Genomic DNA, 1799 nt, shown 5'->3' on the forward strand with positions numbered 1-1799 from the left:
CCGCCTCAAGGACTGGCGCAGGATCGCAACCCGCTACGACAGATGTCCCAAGGTCTACCTCTCGGCCATCGCACTCGCCGCAACTGTCATCTTCTGGCTCTGAAACTCAATGAGTCCTGAACCTAGTGATCTGGGGTTTGAGATGCAGACGGCGTGAGACCGCCAATGATGCATCCAGATGTGGAACATCCATGTGGGCGAAGCCCAAGGAGACCAACCTTGAAGACCAGGGACGATAAAAATCTCAGCGCCACCACTCTGCGGCGCTTCGCCGCCGAGATGATGGCGGGGCAGGCGGCGAACAAGGCACCGTCACCTTACCTCGCAGCCATCGTGGAGCAGGCAGAACGAGCAGCAGCCTTGTTGGAACGTCCTGGAAAGACTGCCCAGTTGCCCTATGGGCTCTGACTGTCGGCCGCTCCGGTCGCCAAAAGTGGCTTTGAATGGACCTCGCGTCTGAGCGTGATGACGCCGATTTGCCCATGAGTCTTACCTCGCCAGGGCAGGAGTTAATCGCTTGTTAAGGGAAGTGAGCGACTTCTTACTATCAGGCTCTTGACCGGAGAACCGAAGTGGACAGCCAAGAAAGATGGGAACTCGCCTTGACGGCCGCATCGGTCGCGAAAGCGGCAGGGTTTATACAGACCTCGCAGGCTTTCGCCCAAATGGCCGCGCTTGCCGCTGGCGAGCATGTTGTTGCCAGACTGTCTGCCATGGGCGGTCTGGCAATGGCGCCGCTGGTGCTGGAAGAGAAAGATCGTATTGAGGCTTTTCCTGTAATGAGTCGTTAACCTTGGCGGGTCTACCAGTGAGTCTGGGAAGATACCGTTGAGGGACACGATGGAAGAAGCTGATTGGATGTGGGCGGTCTTGGACCGGATGGAGCAAGATGCCAAGCCACTAGGCTGGACGGACATGATCGATCAGATCAACGTCACGCGGCGGGTCTTGGCTGCAGAAGCCGGTCGGATGCTCGACCCTGGACCCGGCAATGTGGTGCGTGTCGACTTCAAACTGCGCCGCCAGATCGACTTTCAGGACGCAGGCAGCTTCTGACAAATGGGCTCCCCACGGGCGGCCATGGTGGCCAAGGCTCGCCCGCGCTGAGCAAATCCCGTTCTGCGTGAATGGCCGGAATCAGCGGTTGGCTGCAAGAGCCCAAAATCCGCCGGACGACGGCTTTCCGCCCCTCATGCCGGTGTCCGGCATAAATGGAGTCAGACAAGGAAGATGGCGCTGGGTGGGCCAAAGGTGATCAGGGGCTGCAATCACGCCCGAGATCTATCCCCCCGGGGGGAGCGTTATTCCATGACACTATTGGGTCTTGACCGGCAATGTCCCTGGAAGGTTTGAGCACACTTCCACGGCCCGCGTGGTGGAATGGTAGCCACAAGGGACTTAAAATCCCTAGATCGTCAGGTCGTGCGGGTTCGAGTCCCGCCGCGGGTACCACAGTGACAGCCTGCGCCTTCTACCGGGCGAATCGTTTTCTTCTGACCGCAAGGCGACATCTGGATGGATCTGAACGATGCTGGCTCCGGGATGGCCGATGCGGCGTTGTGCTTCCAAGAGATTTCGCGCCCAGAGCAGTCCGGAGGATCTCCCGATTGGGCGAGGCGGATTTATGGTATAGCTGAAGATTGTCATGACGGGCAATCTGGCCCCGGCGTGGTTAGGTTCAGGACTCATTGAGTTTCAGAGCCAGAAGATGACAGTTGCGGCGAGTGCGATGGCCGAGAGGTAGACCTTGGGACATCTGTCGTAGCGGGTTGCGATCCTGCGCCAGTCCTTGAGGCGGC

At 58.9% G+C, this 1799-nt stretch carries 3 protein-coding genes, 1 tRNA gene and 2 pseudogenes; 5 read left to right on the forward strand and 1 reads right to left on the reverse strand.

Annotated elements, in window-relative coordinates:
* From GV832_RS21545 to GV832_RS21565, 5 genes and pseudogenes are all read left to right on the forward strand, one after another.
* Positions 1-103, forward strand: a pseudogene (locus GV832_RS21545) (IS5/IS1182 family transposase); the annotation flags it as partial.
* 116 nt (positions 104-219) lie between these two features.
* On the forward strand, positions 220-408 hold the full coding sequence (locus GV832_RS21550; RefSeq protein WP_168776913.1) for a hypothetical protein: 189 nt from the start codon (positions 220-222) through the stop codon (positions 406-408).
* A gap of 164 nt (positions 409-572) precedes the next feature.
* On the forward strand, positions 573-791 hold the full coding sequence (locus GV832_RS21555; RefSeq protein ID WP_168776914.1) for a hypothetical protein: 219 nt from the start codon (positions 573-575) through the stop codon (positions 789-791).
* Positions 792-840: 49 nt separating this feature from the next.
* Entirely contained in the window at positions 841-1056 is a 216-nt protein-coding gene (locus GV832_RS21560; protein WP_168776915.1) for a hypothetical protein, read from the forward strand.
* 310 nt (positions 1057-1366) lie between these two features.
* A tRNA-Leu gene (locus GV832_RS21565) sits at positions 1367-1452 on the forward strand.
* A 243-nt stretch (positions 1453-1695) separates the two neighbouring features.
* Here GV832_RS21565 and GV832_RS21570 read toward each other — a convergent pair.
* Positions 1696-1799 (reverse strand): annotated as a pseudogene (locus GV832_RS21570) (IS5/IS1182 family transposase); the annotation flags it as partial.

This window comes from Stagnihabitans tardus (assembly GCF_009925085.1).
GTDB lineage: Bacteria > Pseudomonadota > Alphaproteobacteria > Rhodobacterales > Rhodobacteraceae > Stagnihabitans > Stagnihabitans tardus.